Genomic DNA, 18,846 nt, shown 5'->3' with positions numbered 1-18,846 from the left:
GCCAGATTGTAAGGAGGCATTTCTCTCTTTATGGCAGAAAATCACCATTTTTCAGAGAAATAAACTGCGCTGCATCACGTAACGGGGCAAAGGGCGCTGTGTCCGTTCCGGTCAGGATGGTGGTCGTGTCAAAAGAGCGGAGATTTTCCATCAAGGCGTTGCGTCGCTTTTCATCCAGATGGACAAGAGGTTCGTCTAATAAAAGTAGCGGCGGCGCGCCCCGGTGGTCTGTTACCAGGTGCGCATGAGCCAGAACAATGCCGAGCAGCATGGATTTCTGCTGACCTGTGCTGGCTGTGGCTGCTGGTTGGCCTGTTGCAAAATCTGAAAGCGAAAAATCGCTTCGATGTGCTCCTCTGCCAGTGCGTCCTCGTTCACGGTCTTCTTCCCGGCTTAAAGAGAGTTGCTCCTTGAACCAGTCTTCCACCCATAAGGCAGGATGTTGGTCTAATTGCTGTGTCAGTTCACATTCCAGAACCAGACGCGATGCAGGAAAGGCCCCAAGGCTGGTTTGAGAAAACTGGTTTAACTGCTGCACCAGATCAGTGCGGGCTGCCGCCACAGCTATGGCATGCCGTGCCATGGAGGCTTCCAGGCCCGCTAACCAGCTTTGTTCGGAATAGCGTGTCTGGAGCAATTTGTTACGTTGAGTCATGGCGCGGTCGTACGCTAGCAACTGTTTGGCGTGATCTGGTGTGACACCCATGACCAATCTGTCCAGGAAACGACGCCGACCTGATGCGCCTTCACTGAACAGGCGGTCCATCTGAGGCGTTATCCAAACAGCCGAGAGGGTATCTTCTATAATACCCCGAGTGCGGGCGGGCCGCCCGTTAAGCAGATAGGTGCGTTTCGCGGTGTTACTTCCGGCTGTTACTCCCGTGCCCAATTCAAGGATTTCTTCACCTTGGGTGACGCGGGCAGAAATACCCCATTCTGAGGTTCCAGTCTGCCCAAGGTCCGTTAAGGGAGCCCTGCGTAGGCCGCGTCCGGGAGCAAGAAGGGAAAGAGCTTCTAGCAGGTTGGTTTTGCCGCTGCCGTTTTCCCCTGTCAGGACAACAAGCGGGCAATCTGGCTCCCACACCAGACGGTCATAGTTCCGAAAATGGGTGAGAGTGAGCTTAAGAAGTCGTGGCATAGGCGGATCCAGCTAGAAAGCAGAATGCTGGAGGAGGATCCGCTTGCAAGGTATCCGCGCCAAATGCCGTTTTTCCCTTTTGTGAAGGATCATGCAATGGCGCGGTGTAACGCGGATAATCAGACGCGCATGGGCATCAGCACATAGAGTGCTGAAGGGCTATCAACATCCCGGACAATGGTCGGGGCAGCACTATCCGAAAAGGCAAATTCTACTTCTTTTTCTACCTGATCAGTTATGTCGTTCAGGTAGCGTGCCTGAAAACCGATTTCCAAGGATTCAGCATCGTAGGAAATGCGGTTATCGTCCAGTTCTTCCTTGGCGACACCCTGCTCCGGGCTGCTGGCGGAAAGTGTCAAAAGGCCAGGCTCAAGCGTGAGCTTAACGGGACGAGACCGTTCCTGACTGATGGCAGCCACACGGGCTACAGCATCAGAGAAATCCTTTTTCCCTACGCGCAGGATACGGTTGTTGTTGCGGGGGATAACGCGATCATATTCCGGAAATGTGCCGTCAATCAGCTTGGATGTCAGCATGATGGAACCGGCTGTGAATTGAACGCGCGTTTCAGAAAGAGCGACTTCAATCTCTTCTGGCGCCTCATCAATCAACTTGCGCAGTTCGGCAACCGTTTTACGCGGGATGATAACGCCCGGCATCTCCGCTGCGCCTTCCGGCAAATCGGTTTCAACGCGGGCAAGGCGATGTCCATCTGTCGCCACAGCACGAAGCAGCGGAACGCCATCCGCATCTGCTGCATGGAAAAAGATACCGTTCAGATAATAGCGTGTTTCTTCCGTGGAAATGGCGAAACGCGTCCTATCGATCAGAGAACGGAGAACGCCAGCGTTCAGCTTGAACCGACACGGCAGCTCCCCGGCCCCCATGGAAGGGAAATCGTCCACGCTCAGAACGTTCAGTCGGGTTGCGTAGCGATCCGCCCGCAATTGCAAAGGCGTGTCGCCGTCTGCCTGATCAAGTTCAACCAGCACGTTATCCGGCAATTTGCGGACAATTTCGTAAAGCACTGCAGCGGGGGCTGTTGTCGCCCCTTCCCGTTTGATGGTGGCGGGAATGACCTCCACCACCTCGATTTCCATGTCGGTTGCCTTCAGGCTCAGCTGGCCATCTACCGCATGAATGAGGACATTGGCAAGGATCGGAATGGTATTGCGCTTTTCCGCTACACTCTGGATATGCGCCAAAGCCTTGAGCAGTGTTGCGCGCTCAGCCGAAAACTTCATCTATGCCTCTTCCCTGCGTGCCAGCCCCCGGCGGGAATTCATGGGAGCCTGAAAATCATTCCGCCAAAACCTATCAGCCGGCTCAAATCAGTCAATCCTCGTGGACTGCAAATAAAGCTGCAACCACCGGAAAAATCTGAAAAATCAGCTCTCCAACATGCGCCGCATCAACTCCACATCTTCAGCGAATGCCGCATCCCGCTCCATGAGTTCGGCAACGCGTGAGACGGCGTGCATGACCGTTGTATGATCGCGATTACCGAACTTACGGCCGATTTCAGGCAATGACCGGCTGGTTAATTGCTTGGCAAGGTACATCGCCACCTGTCGCGGCCGTGCTACGGCGCGGGCGCGACGAGCGGAGGACATGTCCGTCAGGCGGATGTTCCAGTGCTCCGCCACTTTCTTCTGAATTTCTTCAATTGTAACCCGACGATCATGTGCCTTGAGGATGTCATGGAGCACATCCTGCGTCGCTTCCAGCGTTACGGGCCGTCCAAACAGATTGGCATGGGCAATCAGGCGGTTAAGAGCGCCTTCCAGTTCCCGCACGTTAGACGTAATTTTATGTGCCAGAAATTCCAGGACTTTTGCTGGCACAACAACACCGGATGCTGCGGCCTTGGCTTCCAGAATGGAAATACGCAATTCAAAGGTTGTGGCGTGAATATCGGCCACCATACCGCAGCCAAGCCGGGTGCGCAGCCGGTCTTCAAGGCCGGACAGATCAGAGGGGGATTTATCTGCTGAGACCACAATCTGGCGGCCCGCATCCACCAAGGCGTTAAATGTGTGGAAGAACTCTTCCTGCGTGTTGTCCTTGCCGATCAGAAACTGCAGATCGTCAATCATCAGGACATCCACAGAGCGGAGTTGCTCCTTGAATTCCATGGTGGATTGCGAACGGATGGCGGCAATAAAGCGGTACATGAACTTTTCTGCCGACATATAGGCAACAGAAACGTTTCCGCGCTGAAGCAGTTCGGCACCTATGGCGTGCATCAGGTGCGTTTTGCCCAAGCCCACACCGCCGTAAAGAAACAGCGGATTGAACCCGACACTGGATGGTTTTTCTGCAACACGCCGTGCGCAAGCATAGGCAAATTCATTCGGCTTGCCGACGACGAACGTATCAAACGTAAAGCGTGTATCCAGCGATGCGACAATGTCGCTCTTGACTTCTGGTGGGTTGCGCGGCGCTTCTTCCGTGTCATTGCCAGCAGCCATCGTAGGTGCTGTTGATGAGACCTGTTCATCCAGCATGATGGGGGGCGCGACCGGATCTCCGGGGCGAGCGACCTGAAGCTCGACACGGCGGATGGAGGAGATTTCCTGATTCCATAACTCGCTTAGCCGGTCACCGTATTGGCTGCGAACCCAGTCACGCAGGAAGCGGGTAGGCAGAAGCAGAGTGATTTCGTCGCCATCAATCGGGCCGAGCGCAATCTTGGTCAACCAGGTGCGATATTCAACCTCGCCGACCTCCCCTTTCAGCTTTGAGCAGATGCGAAGCCATGACTCCTCAACAGCCTTGCTGTCATCCATGCGTGAGAAGGCGCTTTCATCATCGTCCACTCCGATTGTCATCTATGCTCCCGAGCGGTCATAAAACGCGGTTGGCCGCGCATGATTTACGATAAGGGTGCCGCTTGCGCGACAACCAGGCAGCCTTTTCCGGCAAATCTCATGCCGCTTTGAAACAAGGCGGCCAGACAGGCAGACAGCACGCTGTTCCTGCGTTGAGACTATCTGCCGAAACTAATGTAAGGCTCACGCTCGGGCAACGAAAATCTACCTTTTTGCCCGATCATTTCAGCCATGCTGGACTGCGTGGTGTACAAAGACAAAGCCGAACCACCTAACGATGATTCGGCTTTGTCAAAGCGCAAGAAATAAGGCCGCAATGGCCCGTTAAAGCTTAGGCAGAGGCCAGAGCTTTAACGCGGGCGGAGAGGCGGGAAATCTTGCGGGCCACAGTGTTGTGATGAACAACACCCTTGGTTGCTGCGCGCTGGATTTCCGGCTGGGCCAGGCGCAGAGCTTCGCGAGCTTCTTCCTGATTGCCAGCCGCAATTGCAGTTTCCACCTTCTTGATGAAGGTACGCATACGAGACTTGCGAGCAGTGTTGCGGGCAGTCCGCTTAGCGGTCTGCCGGATGCGCTTACGCGCTGAAGCGATATTCGCCATGTGTTCTATTCTGTCCAGCACAAAAAATGAGCGCCGTCGCGGCAAAACCACGTCGGCCAAAAGAGTAGCGGTGCTGTAATCCAGAGAGGTAGGCGCAGTCAAGTATCTTCGCAGGGAAGTGCTGTGGAAATTACCTTTTTCCCTGATGAAGGGGGCAGAAAAAGGTGGAGCGTCCTGCCTGGGTCATATGCTGCACGCCTTCACATTCAGGAAGTCCCGGGCAGTCCGGGCATGCCTGTCCCTTACGGGCATAAACCTTCCATGCGTGCTGAAAATAGCCCAGACCACCTTCGGGCCTGACATAGTCCTTCAGGCTGGAACCGCCTGCGGCAATGGCTTCTGTCAGGACACTCTGGATGGCTCCATGTAGAAGTCTGATCTGCTTCTTCTTAAGCGTGCCAGCAGGTGTTTCAGGGTGAATGCCAGCGCGGAACAGTGCTTCACACACATAAATATTTCCCAGTCCGGCAACGATCTTCTGGTCAAGCAAAACCGTTTTTATGGAGGCGTTTTTGCGCGCGAGGCCATTTTCCAGCGTTGAAGAGGAAAAGTCGGCGTCTAGCGGTTCGGGTCCCATTCCTGCGAGCAGGCGGTATGTGTCCTCCATAGGCGTCGGCAGAACGTCGATCATCCCAAAACGCCTTGGATCAACAAAGGCGCATCTTTTTCCGTCATCAGTAACAAGCACCACATGCTCGTGAGGCACTGGTGCCTTATCAGAATCGAGAACTATGCGTCCGGACATACCCAAATGCAGGATAACGGACAGATCTCCCGCCAGCCGCATGAGAATATATTTTCCGCGACGGCGAAAGCCTATAACCTTGCGTCCAGATATACGTTGAGAAAAATCGGCGGAAATCCGCCATCGCAGATCATATCTGCGAATGATGGCGGTTTGAATGACGCGGCCTTGCAGAGCAATCTGCATACCACGCATCACGGTTTCGACTTCAGGGAGTTCCGGCATGAGTAAAAAGCAGGGTATAGGGTATGGCCATGACCGACAATAGCTTTGCGCCCTCCCCTGAGTCTTCCGCCGTGCATGCTGAAGAAACTGATTTTGGTTTCCGTTCTGTTCGCAAGGAAGAAAAAAAGCCCCTCGTTCGCGCCGTATTTGATAGCGTGGCGGGGAAATACGATGTGATGAACGATTTGATGTCCCTGGGCATCCATCGTGTCTGGAAACGGATATTCGTGACGGAACTTGGCCCTCAGCCGGGGCTGTCCCTGCTGGATCTGGCTGGCGGCACAGGCGACATCACTTTCGGCTGGCTCAAAGGCGGCGGCGGCCCAGCTATTATGACGGACATCAACGCCAGTATGCTGGCAGTTGGGCGGGATCGTGCGGTGAGCCGCGGGTTCGTGTCCGATTTGTCCTTTTGTGTGGTTGATGCGGAGGCGATACCGCTCAAGGATATGTCTGTGGACCGCGTTTCAATTGCGTTCGGGCTCCGGAACTGCACAGATAAGCTGGCTGTTATTCGTGAGGCGCGGCGCGTTCTGCGGCCCGGTGGGCGTTTTATGTGCCTTGAGTTCTCGCGCGTTCAGGTGGCTGCGCTCTCTCCTATTTATGATGCGTGGTCCTTCAAGGTTCTTCCCGCTATGGGGAATTTGGTAGCCAAGGACCGTGAAAGCTATCAGTATTTGGCAGAGAGCATCCGTATGTTCCCTGATCAGGAAACATTGGCGGATATGTTCCGCGAAGCTGGCCTCTCCCATGTTCGCTACCAGTCGCTCTCGGGAGGTATTGCCGCCATCCATTCTGGTTGGCGTCTGTAAGCAGCATGACCGAGCAGCCTCGTCGTTCCGTCTTGCTGGTTGTGAGCGGAAGCATTGCGGCATTCAAGGTGCCGGAATTGATACGGCTGCTCATGTTGGCGAATGTGCAGGTGCGTTGTGTGCTTACCGACGGGGGGAGCCAGTTTGTTACTCCCCTCACCCTTCAGGCCCTGACGGGGCAACCTGTACATACCGCCCTATTTTCGCTGACAGCCGAGCAGGAAATGGGGCACATTGCCCTCTCCCGCTCCTCTGATCTTATCGTGGTATGTCCTGCCTCAGCTAATCTGCTGGCAAAAATGGCTCATGGTTTGGCGGATGATCTGGCCAGTACGGTTCTTCTGGCAACAGATGCGCCTGTCATGATCGCTCCCGCCATGAACGTGCGTATGTGGAGCCATGCTGCGACACAAGCAAATCTGACAGTGTTGGCCCAGCGAGGCGTAATCATGGTCCCTCCTGTAGAAGGGCCGATGGCCTGTGGAGAATTTGGGCCCGGACGTATGGCTGAGCCGAACGATGTAATGGATGCGGTAATCGGTTTTTTCCGGCAGCGTGCGCGGCAAGAGGAAACTCCTCTGGCGGGAAAGAAAGTGGTGGTCACGGCAGGACCAACGCATGAACCGCTTGATCCCGTCCGTTATCTGGCAAATCGCTCGTCGGGTCGGCAAGGTTACGCCATAGCGGATGCCTTGGCTGATTTGGGTGCGGATGTCACATTAGTCAGTGGACCAACGGAATTACGGGCTCCGGCAGGGGTTGAGGTGATTCCCTGTGAAACTGCCCGCGATATGCAGGCGACCGTCATGGGGCTTCCACCTCAGGACATTGCTGTTTGCACGGCGGCAGTGGCTGACTGGCGGCCTGCTTCCGAAGCGAACCAGAAGATGAAAAAGAAAGACCGTAGCGATGTGCCTGCGCCGCTTTCTCTGGTGGCCAATCCAGACATTCTTGCTGATCTTTCCATGCCATCCGCCTCTCGGCCGCGTCTCGTTGTAGGGTTCGCGGCCGAGACGGAAAACGTGGAATCCTATGCTATCGCCAAACGGGCACGCAAAGGGTGTGACTGGATTGTTGCGAACGACGTCAGTCCGGCTGCCAATGTGATGGGTGGCCTCGAAAACCAGATTCTGCTCATAACGCAAGATGGTGTTGAATACTGGCCACGCATGACAAAAGAAGAGGTGGCGTGCAGGCTTGCCCTCTCCATTTCAGATTGGTTTTGTAGTAAATCTGATTTCTAAACCACAGATGGAGTACATAAATGCCCGCACCTGATTCCCGGAATACCGGCCTTACAGTGCGGGTTCAGCGCCTTGCGCATGCTCAGGATCTTCCTCTTCCTTCCTACGCGACAGCCGGGGCTGCAGGTATGGATCTTGTGGCAGCGGTTGAAGAGCCTGTCACACTACCGCCTGGGGGGCGTGCTCTGGTGCCGACCGGGCTGCGTATTGCTCTCCCTCCTGGTTACGAATTACAGGTTCGTCCCCGCTCCGGTTTGGCGCTCAAGCACGGAATTATTCTTCCCAATTCTCCTGGCACCATAGATGAGGATTATCGCGGAGAAGTCGGGGTGATCATGCTCAATGCGGGCGAGCGGGCTTTTACGGTTGAACGCGGTATGCGTATTGCCCAGGCCGTCATTGCCCCCGTGGAGCGTGTGTCATGGGCTGAATGCGCTGAATTGGATGAAACAGAACGCGGTAGCGGTGGCTTTGGCAGTACAGGAACAGGTTTGCCATGACGGCGACCAAACCCGAGACTTCTTTTAGACCCCAAGCATCTTTTTCTTCCCTTTCCGTCCGCCATCTGAATAGCCTTGATGCGCTCTTGCTGGTGTGTGTGGTTGGGGTTGCCATCCTGGTTGGGAATTCGGTGCGACACATGCTTGCGCCCCTTTCTTCTCCCACCATGGCGCCCCTCCATCTGAATGTTGCTTATCTGCCGGGCTATGCGCTTCGTACAACGTTGCGGATGTTTGCGGCCTTAGCGCTTTCCCTTGTTTTTACATTTTCTTACGCCACACTGGCCGCCAAGAACCGTCGGGCGGAGCAGGTGCTCATCCCTTTGCTGGATGTCTTGCAGTCTGTCCCTATTCTTGGCTTTCTGACTTTCACCGTGACCTTTTTCCTTGGACTGTTTCCGGGACGGGTGCTTGGGGCTGAATTTGCCGCCATTTTCACCATTTTCACCAGCCAGGCCTGGAATTTGGCTTTGGGCATGTATCAGTCTCTCAAGAATGTGCCTGATGAACTGGAGGAAGCCGCACGCTGTTTTGGGCTGACAAGCTGGCAAAAATTCTGGCGGTTGGAAGTGCCATGTGCTGTTCCGTCGCTGGTGTGGAACTCCATGATGTCCATGGCTGGCGGGTGGTTTATGGTTGTCTATTCAGAGACCATTACTGTGGGAAATACCCACATTGTGCTGCCGGGGATCGGCTCTTACGTGGGGGTGGCTATCACCCAGCGTAATATTTGGGCGGTTCTTGCCGCGATCGTAGCAATGCTTCTGGTTATCCTTGCCTATGATCAGATCGTATTCCGACCTTTGGCTTCTTGGGCGACGCGCTTCCGTCTGGAAGCCGGCCCATCGACAGCGAGCGTCCCAGAACCGTGGATACTCAGAACGCTGCGTCATACGCGGCTTTTGAGTTTACTTGGGGATATGATTTTGGGTGTGGCCAGAAAACTGGGAACCTTGCCGTTGGGGGGGCGATTCAGGCCGTCCTCACAGCAAGGGCAGCCGGTGGCTGCTCGCTGGTTATGGTGGAGCGTGTGGGCTGTTATCTTGCTTGCTGCATTAGAGCAGGCAGGCACTTATGCCTCGGCATTCTACACATCGAGGCAAATTCTTCATGTTTTTATGTTGGGATGCATCACCCTGTTGCGTGTGGTGAGCATGGTCTGTCTGGCCTCGATTATCTGGGTGCCTATGGGCGTCTGGCTTGGGCTTGATTCTGCACGAGCGCGACGCGCTCAACTTGTTGTGCAATATTGCGCTGCCTTTCCCGCCAATCTGTTTTTCCCAATTTTTGTGGTTGGAATTATCCGCTTTGGTCTCGTGCCGGATATCTGGTTGACGCCGCTTATGATCCTGGGGGCTCAGTGGTACATTCTGTTCAATGTTATTGGCGGCACATCTTCCTTTCCCGGCGCATTGCTGGAAGTAGGGCGCAATTTTAATGTTTCCGGCATGTTATGGTGGCGTAAGATTATGCTACCAGGCATCATCCCTTATTATCTTACTGGTGTGATGGCAGCTTCCGGTGGGGCGTGGAATGCGGCCGTTGCTTCAGAAATGGCGCAGTGGGGCGATATAACTCTCAAAGCGCACGGAATTGGTAGCTATATTGCTCAGGCTACGGTTGAAGGCTCTACCAGTCGGGTGGCGCTTGGCGTTGTCATCATGTCTCTTTTTGTGATGGCCATGAACTGGGTGGTCTGGCGTCCACTTTCAGAATACGCTTATCGCAGGCTCAAATTTAGCTGACGGGAATTAGGTATATGATCTCCCCTCTTCCTGATGCTCAGGAAGGTGCAAAAAGCGCTATCCTGATAGAGGCGCGGCACATTTCCCAAGCCTATCACAAAGATAGTGCTGTTGATCTCCAGGTTCTGGATGATGTGAGTCTTTCTCTTCATTCAGGAGAAATTGTTGGGCTACTAGGGCGTTCCGGGTCTGGAAAGTCCACGCTTTTGCGTATCTTGGCAGGACTTTTGACACCCACTTCTGGAGACGTGCTGTGGCAGGGGAAACCTCTGGAAGGACCCGATCCAGGCATTGCCATGGTCTTTCAGTCGTTCGCACTTTTCCCATGGATGACTGTGGAGGAAAATGTAGCGCTTGGTTTGGAAGCGAAGGGGATACACGGCGCTGAGCGTGATCGCCGAGTGGAAAACGCCATAGATCTGATTGGACTTGGCGGATACGAGAACGCGTGGCCCAAAGAACTGTCTGGCGGGATGCAGCAGCGCGTTGGGTTAGCCAGAGCCCTCGTTGTGCAGCCTGACCTTCTCCTGATGGATGAGCCTTTTTCGGCTCTGGATGTTCTAACGGCGGAAAATCTGCGTACCGATCTGGTGGAACTCTGGTCAGAAAATAAACTACCCGTGCAGGGCATGTTGGTAGTGACGCACAATATTGAGGAAGCTGTTCTGATCTGCGACAGGATCATGATTTTTTCCTCAAATCCCGGGCGGATCGCACATATTCTGTCTGTGCCTTTTGCTCATCCTCGGAACAGGGAAGATTCAGCGTTTCGGCAGTTTGTCGATCATATTTATGCTCTCATGACACAGCGTGCACCGATTGTTTCGGAGGCGGATATCACGTCTGGGCAAGGTCAGGCCGCACAACCTGAGCCCATATTCAAGGCTCTTCCACAGGTTTCCATCACCATGATGATCGGCATGATGGAGGCACTGGCTGCCCCTCCCCTCAATGGTCGGGCAGATCTGCCCATGTTAGCCGAAAAATTGCAGCTTGAACTTGATGATCTGTTTCCGCTGGGAGAATCGTTGGAGCTTCTCGGTCTTGCTGAGCTTGAAGACGGCGACATCCTTCTGACGAACGAAGGTGTTCATTTTGTTCTGAGTGATCTCGATGAACGTAAAGCCATCATGGGTCATGCGCTCATCCACTACGTTCCCTTGGTCAAAACGATTCGCAGTGTGTTGGACGAACGGCCAACGCATACCGCCAATGCGGAACGTTTTCGGGATGAACTGGAAGTTTCCATGTCCCCCGATTACGCCCGGCAAACGCTCCAGACTGTAGTGGGCTGGGCGCGGTTTGCCGAACTGTTCGATTTTGACGAGGAAGGCGACCGATTTTTTCTGGAAGATGATGGTGTGGAGTAGTTATTCCGCCTATGCGGAATAACGAGCGGCAAACACTTTCCGCATTTTTGCAACCTTCGGAGCAATTACCGCTGCACAATAGCCAGTTCCGGGGTTCCGCTCATAGTAATCATGGTGCATTTCCTCGGCGGGCCAGAAGGTTGTGAGTGGTTCTATCGCGGTAACCAAGGGAGCTTCCCACAGGTTTTGCTTTTCAATTTCAGATCTGACCGCCAGAGCCACCTCTTTCTGCTGCTCATCTTTATAAAAGATGATGGACCGATACTGGGTGCCGATATCATTGCCCTGTCGATTGAGCGTTGTCGGATCATGCAGGGTAAAGAAAATTCTTAGTAAATCGTCATAGCTGATGGTGTGAGGATCAAACTCGACCTTAACAACTTCAGCGTGCCCTGTATTTCCGCTGCATACTTGCTTGTATGTTGGGTGATCCGTGGAGCCGCCCGCATAGCCAGGTGTCAGGGATAAAATGCCGCGCATGTCCCGTAAAACGGCCTCGACACACCAGAAACATCCACCACCAAGAATTGCTGTATCAGACATTTCGTTCTCCGATGAAGCGCTAACATGACAAAATAAAACGTGTGGAACAGACTGATCAGCGCGCTTTTCAGGCGCTAACCAGCCTTTTTATTACGGTCTGGATCAGCCAATCCGCGCTAAGGCTGCTTGCAGGCGAACCTTTTCACCTTGCTGGCTTTCCAGACGCTCCCGCATTTCTTCTACAATTTCGGGCTTTGCGCGGGTCACAAAATTTTCGTTGCCGAGTTTTTTCTCGGTTTTCTGAATTTCATCCTCAGCTTTTGCCAGTTCTTTCTTAAGCCGGTCCTGTTCGGCTGTGATATCGATCAATCCTTCCAGAGGAATAACCAGCGTTGTTTCATCGACAACGGCTTGAGCCGATCCGCGCGGAACGTCCCCCTCCAAGGCGGCGATGTCAGAAACGCGCGCCATACGGCCGATGGCCTCTTTCCAGCGCTCTGCGCGAGCAATAGTTTCCGGCTTGGCATCTTTCAGAAAGACGGGCGCCTTTTGAGAGGGAGGAACGTTCATTTCTGAGCGTACCGTCCGTATTTCTGAAATCAGGCGGATAATCTGGTCGCATTCAGCGAGCGCACTTTCGGCGCCTGTTAATGCGACTGGTTCGGGCCAAGATGCCGAAATCAGACTTCCTTCAGCACCGAAACCAAACGCATGCCACAGGTCATCTGTAACAAATGGCATTACGGGCTGAAGGAGGCGTAAGATAATGTTCAGCACATAAGCCGCTACCCCACGAATTTCGGCGGCTTCTGCTGCATTGGCTGAGGCAAACACAGGTTTGGCAAATTCGAGGAACCAATCGCAGAAGCGGTTCCATACAAAGCGGTAACAGGTGAGCGCATATTCATCAAAACGATAGACTTCCAGCGCCTTGGTGGCGTCCTGAATGGCGGTGGAAGCTTCCGTGATTATCCAGCGGCCGAGCGGTGATTTTACCGTCGTCGGATCAAAATCCGCTTGCGCCTTTACGCCATTCATTTCGCAGAAGCGCGCGGCGTTCCATATTTTGGTGACAAAGGCACGATAATCTTCAACTTTTTTCCGACCCAGTTTGACATCGCGGCCAATGCCGGTCAGCGCACAGATCGTGAAACGCATCGCATCAGCGCCAAAATCGTCAATCAGATCAAGGGGATCAATCCCGTTCCCTTTGCTTTTAGACATCTTCTGTCCGCGTTCGTCGCGGACCAACCCATGAATGAAGACATGTCGGAACGGCACATCTTTCATGAAGTGCTGTCCCATCATGATCATACGGGCGACCCAGAAGAAAATGATGTCAAAACCTGTTACCAGAACATCGGTCGGGTAATAACGGGCAAGTTCAGGGGTTTTATCCGGCCAGCCCAATGTGGAAAACGGCCAAAGCCCAGACGAGAACCAGGTATCAAGAACATCTTCGTCCTGCGTAAGCGGTTCGGCTTTACCATAATGTGCGAGTGCCTGAGTGTTGGCTCCAGCTTCATCATGCGCGACAAATACGTGCCCGTCCGGACCATACCAGGCCGGGATACGGTGCCCCCACCACAACTGGCGGGAAATACACCATGGCTGGATATCCCGCATCCATGCAAAGAACGTGTTTTCCCACTGCTTGGGAATAAATGTGATTTTGCCACTTGTTACGGCTTCGATAGCCGGGCCAGCCAGTTTCCCGGCATCACAGTACCATTGTGTTGTCAGGCGAGGTTCGATCACTGCCCCGCCACGTTCTGCATGAGGCACCTGATGGCGATGCGGTTCTATTTTTTCCAGCCAGCCCAGAGCTTCCAGTTCGGCAACGATAGTCTTCCGAGCTTCTTCGCGTGAAAGACCGTTCAATGTTTTGACAAAATAAGGGTCAGCCAGCCCAGAGACCGGTTCAAGCTCGTTTTCTAACTCGTCGAGCGTTATGCGCGCTTCTTCATCCAGAACGGAGAGCATGGGAAGGTTGTGTCGACGCCCCACTTCAAAGTCGTTGAAGTCGTGGGCCGGCGTAATTTTAACAGCCCCCGTTCCCTTTTCCGGGTCCGAGTGACGGTCAGCCACGATAGGAATCAGACGTCCCGTGAGAGGGAGGCGTACGGAGCGGCCAATCAGGCCGGTGTAGCGTTCGTCTTCAGGGTGCACGGCGACAGCCACATCGCCTAACATGGTTTCCGGGCGCGTAGTGGCAACCGTAATGCTGGTATCGGTCAGCCCTTCTACCGGATAACGGATGTACCAGAGCTTGCCAGCAACATCTTTGCTTTCAACTTCCAGATCAGAGATGGCGGAGCGGAAGACCGGGTCCCAGTTCACAAGTCGGCGGTCGCGATAGATCAGGCCTTCCTGATATAGCGTAACAAAAACTTCCTTGACGGCACGGGATAGCCCTTCATCCATTGTGAAGCGTTCACGCGGCCAATCGAGAGAAGCCCCTAACCGACGAAGCTGCCGCGTAATTCCGCCGCCGGATTCTTCTTTCCATTGCCAGACACGCTGGGTGAATGCCTCTCTGCCCAACTCTTTGCGTGTGGTGTTTTCTGCTGCCAATGCACGTTCGACGACCATCTGTGTGGCGATGCCGGCATGATCTGTACCTGGCTGCCATAGAGTGTCGAAGCCTTGCATCCGTTTCCAACGAACCAGCGTGTCCTGCAATGTCATCGTGAGCGCATGTCCCATATGCAGGGTGCCTGTTACGTTCGGCGGCGGGATCATGATGGTGAAGGGTTTTTTGGTGCTCGCGGGCTGAGCAGAAAAGGCTCTCTGACTTTCCCACAGAGTGTAAAGGCGCTTTTCAGTTTCAGCAGGCTCAAACGTTTTGTTCAGCATCATATCCAACCAGAAAACGTAAAAAAGGCGGAAGGTATATTATACCCCCGCCTCAAGCAGAATCGAAAAATCCTGCATATCAAGAAGAGACCACGTAGTCCTCTCTCCTGAACTCAGGCAGGAAAGAGGAACAGGCACATGGCTTACAGGCCGCGCTGGGTCAGACGTTCCACTTCCTTGCGGACAGCCGCCTGCACGATTCCTGCCAGATGGGCATCCAGCCATTTCTTGAGGAAAACACGTACTTCCTGACGCACGATATCTTCGACCGTCAGAGAACCTTCATGCGTGATAGCCACTTTTCTCTCCTCATGCTCTCTCAGGTATTTTTCCTGAAGGGTTTTTTGCAGAACGGAAAACGAACTTCCCGTATCGGAAATGGTTTCGTCATTCAGCGGAATCGGCAGGGAACCGGACATATTTTGAGCCTTATCAATCAGTTCAATTTGTCTGAGATCAGTAACAGACAGAACCTCGTTACCGTCCGCATGTTCTGACGGAGAGATACTTGATGGTCCCCCATGCGTCACAACCTGCGTGTTCTTATCCAGTCCATCTGCATGACTGTCATGCTTTTGTTTTATTGCCTCTGAACTAACGGGCTGTCCAGTGTCAGTTTCATCATCTGTTGCAGACTTTACGCCCCCAGACGAAGGAACAGTGGGGTCTTCAGTCATCATGGCAGGAGAAAGCACAAGAATATCGTCATCTTCGTCCTCCGGAGCGATCGAAGATGTTGAGGCGTTTTGAGCAGCAAGGTGCTCATTATGCAGCACCTGTCTTATGGATGACAACACATCCGCAACAGACTGGCCTGCTTCTTCCGACTCATGAGATGATGTCATCAAAAAATTCCTGCTGAACAACTGTTCTCAGCGATTAACGACCTGGCTGATTGACTGCGTAGTCGTTTATTCCCCATAGCCGGTCTTTTACAGCCTGATAATAGGCTTTGTCATCATAAAGGGGCACATTCAGTTTCAGGTCTGCAGCAGTAAGACGCCCGATAGCCGCTGCCACATTATAGGAGGACAGAACCATATTGCTGAGGCTCTGCACCAGTGCAACCTGAGCCTGCAAAAGGGTTTCTTGTTGCTGAAGAACTTCCAGAGTAGTGCTGGTTCCAACAATGGCCTGACGCTCCACGCCGTCAAGAGCAACGGTCCCTGCCCGGATAGCGGCCCGATTACTGGAAATGGCAGCTTGGTAAGAGACTAGCTTCTGCCAGTTGGAAACAGCATCCTGCGCTGCCGTACGGCGCTGAATATCGACCTCCCGATGAGCGGCCTGCACCTGCTGTTTGGCCTGCCGAACGGCAGCGTATTCCGACCCGCCTTGATAGACTGGAATGTTGAAGTTCAGCATGGCGTACTTGTTTTCATCAATCTGATGATTCAGCTGCTGGTTGACTTGTCGGGAATACGCTGCGGTCGCTGAGATTTTCGGCATAATTGCCGCGATTGCGACAGAAACGGCGTCTTTCTGTGAAGACTCGGTGAAAAGAGCGTTAATAACGTCTGGGTTATTTCGCACGGCCATCGCTGCGGCTGTCTGTTCATTTTTTACCGGCAGAACAAGCGGCTGAGGCGGCACAAGGTTAGGTGGAGGAGCCATTCCTACAATTTGCATATAGGTTGCTTGGGCTGTCTGCAGTGTTCCCTCAGATTGCTGGCGCGCAGCTTTGGCGGTGGCGTAAGCTGATTCCGCCTGTGCCACGTCTGTACGGGTGATTTCGCCCACCCGGAAGCGTTCGTTGGTTGCGCGTAACTGCTGCTGCAAAACCCGCTCATTGTTGATGTTGAGCTGGAGCAGTTGTTCGTCTTCAATAACGCTGACGTAGGCGTTTACAACATTTTTGAAGACTTGCTGTTCCACGGAAATCAGATTGGCCCGAGCGGCCATCACTTTGTTAACAGCCTGATGGGTAGCTGCTGTCGTCTTACCGCCACTGTAAATGGGCTGCTGGATAGTTAGACCTGCGGTGTAGCCAGGTGTGTCATATATCCGTAAATAGCCTGGTTGATCGGCGCTACCCTGATAGTCGTTTTGGCCTTTATAATAACTTAAACCGACGTTGCCGGTTACGGTTGGCCTCCAGCCAGCCAAGGCTGTAGGTACCTGTTCGTCAGTTGCGCGTAACGTTGCGCGGGCCTGTTGCAAGGTCGGGTTGGTCAGATAAGCAGAAGCAAGCGCTTCCTGCAGTGTGTGCGGCACAAAGGTCGGGGAGCCGCTTCCATCATATTTCTGAGCCCACGCGGTGGAACTGCAAAGCGCGGCTGTTAAGCCGATGCCCACTCCGCAAATACGCCTCATGTGCTTCTCCCACTTAAATGACCAAATATTCATGCTGCCATTACATGGCACGATGCAGGACGAATTTCTATCACTTAAAAGCGAAAAACACACTCCCTCTATTTTCCCGGAGGTACATCTCAATTTTAAAACTTGAACGGAGAGGTTTGAGGAAGTCCCTGCAATGGGGGCAGAAAGCCGTCAAATAAAAAGGTCTTGGTGAAAATCTTGGAAGAATTAGAGTCGCGATAGGCCTGAAAACCTGATGCCATGCCGCTTGATGTAGTCAACATACCAACAACAGATCCATCGTCATTCAGCTGATTCTCGCAAAAGTCTGGGATGTCAGAAATCGTCCCTTCAAAATAAATCAGGTCATATGGTGCATTGGGTGGGTATCCACCATCCAGACGACCAACCGTCCACGTGACTGACGGTGCATGAAGGCGGCAAAACTTCTGTCCGATTTCTGCTAGATCAGGATCAGCTTCCAGCGCTGTTACCTGCGCGCCTAAGTGCGCAAAAATTGCAGCCGTATAACCAGTCGCAGCACCAACAATAAGAGCATTTTTGGGTGAATTAGTGGTGAAGCAGGATTGTACCAGCCGTGCGGTGGTGAGCGGTTGGGCAAGAACGCGACTGGCCCCTAGGGGCACATTCACATCCGCATAGGCAATTGTTTTTTGTGTGGCAGACACACATTCTTCTCGCGGTAATGAGCGCATAACTTTCAAAAGTTGTGGGTCTGTGATTTCGGAGGGCCGTAGCTGGTCATCAACCATGAGATTGCGTGCCTGTGCAAATTCGTCCGTTTGTCTGGACTGATTTTCACGGAGGCTGGTGGTCGAGTAATCAGCATTCATGTGTTTCAATTGCTCTCTTCCGCGTCGTTTGTGCTGCAAAAATCACTGCACACAGGCATGTGTGGCACAAGGTGGGTAAAATCGCACAACACAACGGCTTGACCGATCTGCTTTGAGAGGACATAAGGCTCTCACGTCACTGGTCCGGTGGCAGAATGGTGATGCAGCGGACTGCAAATCCGCGTACGTGGGTTCGATTCCCGCCCGGACCTCCAGTTTCTAACTGGAGACCACTCTTTTTGAGAAAAAGAGTGCGGTGGTTCTCCTTGAAAATTGGCAAAATACCCTTCTTCAGAAGGAAGAAAGGTATTTCTTCTTAGGAGTTTTTTGCCGGTTTTTGTCCAGCTTTCAGACTAAGCAAGATACGTGCCCGAAGAAAATGCGGCACGAGGCGTTCCACGACACGTAATACGCGGAACTGCCACGGGAAAATATACTCTTTTTTTCCCATTTTGATGGCGCGCATGATGCGGCGGGCTGCACTACCGGCAGAGACAAGAAAGGGACGTTCTCCCTCAAGGCGCTGACTCATCGGCGTATCGACAAATCCCGGCACAATGAGCGTGATGCGGACGTTATGTCTGGACCACCCTAAGTTGGCGGCTTCGGCAAATTGAGCGAGCCCGGCTTTTGAACTGCTGTAGGACGCAGCAAAAGGAAGTTCGTAGAACCCTGCGACAGAGCCGATCAGAGCGATTTTCCCTCCTCCCCTTGCTATCATGCGTTCAGCAGCAGCAGTGGCCAGCGTTGCTGGAATGGTAAAATTGACCAGGCAGAGGTCCAAAACCTTTTCAGGATCTTCTGTCAGTTGGCCCGCAGGTTGGATGTCTGACAGGCCTGCGCCCAAAACAACAAGGTCTAGTGGGTGTTTGGTATCGTCTTCCCGTAATGCAGCTAAGGCTGCCTTGCCGTCAACCAAGTCGATCTGTCTTGTAACAACGGCAGCTCCTCGCGCACAGCAGAGTGTGGCCAATCGCTGGAGGCGTTCTGCGTTTCGGCCCCATAAAATCAGCGTTCGGCCAGGTCTTGCGTAGCGTCTGGCGAGTTCTATTCCTATGCCACCAGTAGCGCCGGTAATCAGAATCGAGCGCAATTCAGAGTGCTTGGTATGAACCTGGTTCACACTTCCCCCTTTTCCATT

The 18,846-nt window shown here is 53.4% G+C and carries 16 protein-coding genes and 1 tRNA gene; 6 read left to right on the top strand and 11 right to left on the bottom strand.

Features of this window, described 5'->3' with window-relative positions; translation table 11 throughout:
• Positions 1 to 28: 28 nt before the first annotated feature.
• The 5 genes from recF to mutM all read right to left on the bottom strand — a co-directional run bounded on the left by recF (position 29) and on the right by mutM (position 5,540).
• A complete protein-coding gene (gene recF, locus AD948_RS11045; RefSeq protein ID WP_061472037.1) occupies positions 29 to 1,138 on the bottom strand; it encodes a DNA replication/repair protein RecF in 1,110 nt (369 codons plus the stop codon).
• A gap of 119 nt (positions 1,139 to 1,257) precedes the next feature.
• On the bottom strand, positions 1,258 to 2,382 hold the full coding sequence (gene dnaN, locus AD948_RS11040; RefSeq protein WP_061472036.1) for a DNA polymerase III subunit beta: 1,125 nt from the start codon (positions 2,380 to 2,382) through the stop codon (positions 1,258 to 1,260).
• A 144-nt stretch (positions 2,383 to 2,526) separates the two neighbouring features.
• Complete coding sequence (dnaA, locus tag AD948_RS11035; RefSeq protein ID WP_058988908.1) at positions 2,527 to 3,969, bottom strand: chromosomal replication initiator protein DnaA; 1,443 nt, start codon at positions 3,967 to 3,969, stop codon at positions 2,527 to 2,529.
• A gap of 331 nt (positions 3,970 to 4,300) precedes the next feature.
• Positions 4,301 to 4,570, bottom strand: coding sequence for a 30S ribosomal protein S20 (rpsT, locus tag AD948_RS11030; protein ID WP_039904438.1), 270 nt, complete (start codon positions 4,568 to 4,570; stop codon positions 4,301 to 4,303).
• Between the two features lie 130 nt (positions 4,571 to 4,700).
• Entirely contained in the window at positions 4,701 to 5,540 is an 840-nt protein-coding gene (gene mutM / locus AD948_RS11025; RefSeq protein WP_061472035.1) for a bifunctional DNA-formamidopyrimidine glycosylase/DNA-(apurinic or apyrimidinic site) lyase, read from the bottom strand.
• A 29-nt stretch (positions 5,541 to 5,569) separates the two neighbouring features.
• On the opposite strand from mutM, the gene AD948_RS11020 reads away from it, so the two are divergent.
• The 5 genes from AD948_RS11020 to AD948_RS11000 are packed head-to-tail and all read left to right on the top strand — an operon-like array spanning position 5,570 to position 11,211.
• Entirely contained in the window at positions 5,570 to 6,352 is a 783-nt protein-coding gene (locus AD948_RS11020; RefSeq protein WP_039904448.1) for a class I SAM-dependent methyltransferase, read from the top strand.
• Between the two features lie 5 nt (positions 6,353 to 6,357).
• Positions 6,358 to 7,596 (top strand): bifunctional phosphopantothenoylcysteine decarboxylase/phosphopantothenate--cysteine ligase CoaBC, encoded by a 1,239-nt coding sequence (gene coaBC, locus AD948_RS11015; RefSeq protein ID WP_061472034.1) that lies wholly within the window; start codon positions 6,358 to 6,360, stop codon positions 7,594 to 7,596.
• A gap of 20 nt (positions 7,597 to 7,616) precedes the next feature.
• Positions 7,617 to 8,096, top strand: a complete 480-nt coding sequence (gene dut / locus AD948_RS11010) for a dUTP diphosphatase (protein ID WP_061472033.1) — start codon at positions 7,617 to 7,619, stop codon at positions 8,094 to 8,096.
• Positions 8,093 to 9,841, top strand: coding sequence for an ABC transporter permease (locus AD948_RS11005; RefSeq protein ID WP_061472032.1), 1,749 nt, complete (start codon positions 8,093 to 8,095; stop codon positions 9,839 to 9,841). Before dut ends, AD948_RS11005 begins: the two co-directional genes overlap by 4 nt.
• Before the next feature lie 14 nt (positions 9,842 to 9,855).
• Positions 9,856 to 11,211, top strand: a complete 1,356-nt coding sequence (locus AD948_RS11000) for an ABC transporter ATP-binding protein (protein ID WP_061472031.1) — start codon at positions 9,856 to 9,858, stop codon at positions 11,209 to 11,211.
• A 9-nt stretch (positions 11,212 to 11,220) separates the two neighbouring features.
• Here the strand turns inward: AD948_RS11000 and msrA are convergent, their stop codons facing one another.
• From msrA to AD948_RS10975, 5 genes are all read right to left on the bottom strand, one after another.
• On the bottom strand, positions 11,221 to 11,754 hold the full coding sequence (gene msrA, locus AD948_RS10995) for a peptide-methionine (S)-S-oxide reductase MsrA (protein ID WP_061472030.1): 534 nt from the start codon (positions 11,752 to 11,754) through the stop codon (positions 11,221 to 11,223).
• Positions 11,755 to 11,856: 102 nt separating this feature from the next.
• Positions 11,857 to 14,550 (bottom strand): valine--tRNA ligase, encoded by a 2,694-nt coding sequence (locus AD948_RS10990; protein ID WP_061472062.1) that lies wholly within the window; start codon positions 14,548 to 14,550, stop codon positions 11,857 to 11,859.
• A gap of 143 nt (positions 14,551 to 14,693) precedes the next feature.
• Positions 14,694 to 15,395, bottom strand: coding sequence for a DUF2497 domain-containing protein (locus tag AD948_RS10985; RefSeq protein WP_156479006.1), 702 nt, complete (start codon positions 15,393 to 15,395; stop codon positions 14,694 to 14,696).
• 34 nt (positions 15,396 to 15,429) lie between these two features.
• Positions 15,430 to 16,863, bottom strand: coding sequence for a TolC family outer membrane protein (locus AD948_RS10980; RefSeq protein WP_061472028.1), 1,434 nt, complete (start codon positions 16,861 to 16,863; stop codon positions 15,430 to 15,432).
• 125 nt (positions 16,864 to 16,988) lie between these two features.
• Positions 16,989 to 17,705 carry a protein-L-isoaspartate O-methyltransferase family protein gene (locus AD948_RS10975; protein WP_082782413.1) on the bottom strand — a complete coding sequence of 239 codons (717 nt, stop codon included), beginning with the start codon at positions 17,703 to 17,705 and terminating at the stop codon, positions 16,989 to 16,991.
• Positions 17,706 to 17,846: 141 nt separating this feature from the next.
• Between AD948_RS10975 and AD948_RS10970 the strand changes: the two genes are divergently transcribed.
• Positions 17,847 to 17,920: transfer RNA gene (locus AD948_RS10970), tRNA-Cys, on the top strand.
• 101 nt (positions 17,921 to 18,021) lie between these two features.
• Here AD948_RS10970 and AD948_RS10965 read toward each other — a convergent pair.
• Positions 18,022 to 18,828: an SDR family NAD(P)-dependent oxidoreductase gene (locus AD948_RS10965; RefSeq protein WP_211264474.1), complete on the bottom strand. Its 807-nt coding sequence runs from the start codon at positions 18,826 to 18,828 to the stop codon at positions 18,022 to 18,024.
• Positions 18,829 to 18,846: the final 18 nt, after the last annotated feature.

It is taken from the genome of Acetobacter senegalensis (assembly GCF_001580995.1).
Lineage (GTDB): Bacteria > Pseudomonadota > Alphaproteobacteria > Acetobacterales > Acetobacteraceae > Acetobacter > Acetobacter senegalensis.
Note: the sequence above shows the minus strand (reverse complement) of the source record. Positions and strands in the feature narration are given on the sequence as shown.